Below are 635 nucleotides of genomic sequence, written 5' to 3' on the forward strand. Positions count from 1 at the left end.
GATGTTGCCGGTGTTGCTGATGCACCGACGCTTGATGTTGCGGATGCGTCTGGCAATGAAGACAGTGCCATTGCGCTTGATATTGATGCCGGTCTGACCGACAGCTCCGAAACTCTGACAGTTACCATCTCTGGCGTGCCGGACGGTGCGACTTTGTCGGCGGGTACCGATAATGGGGATGGTACCTGGACGTTGTCGTCGGGTGACCTTGAAGGTCTGACGATTACACCAGTGGATGACTTCTCTGGCAGCTTTGACCTTGGCGTTACGGCGCAGTCGGCAGATGGCGAGAACGTCGCAACCACGTCTGGCTCAATCACGGTTGATGTAGCGGGTGTCGCTGATGCTCCGACGCTTGATGTTGCGGGTGCATCTGGCAATGAAGACAGTGCCATTGCACTCGATATCGATGCCGGTCTGACAGACAGCTCCGAAGTTCTGACGGTGACGATCTCCGGTGTGCCGGCTGGTGCGACCCTGTCGGCTGGGACGGACAATGGTGACGGCATCTGGACTTTGTCATCGGGTGATCTTGATGGTCTGACGATTACCCCGGCAGATGATTTTAGCGGTTCGTTCGATCTGGGCGTCACTGCTCAGTCTGCCGACGGCGAGGATGTTGCCGTAACGACCGA

1 protein-coding gene is annotated in these 635 nt (G+C 57.2%); it reads left to right on the top strand.

The window, feature by feature from the left end:
• On the top strand, window positions 1-635 hold a 635-nt coding region (locus tag COO92_RS22170), incomplete at both ends, for an Ig-like domain-containing protein (RefSeq protein ID WP_165792428.1).

Origin of the sequence: Thalassospira lohafexi (genome assembly GCF_002844275.1) — a bacterium.
GTDB classification, from domain to species: Bacteria; Pseudomonadota; Alphaproteobacteria; order Rhodospirillales; family Thalassospiraceae; genus Thalassospira; species Thalassospira lohafexi.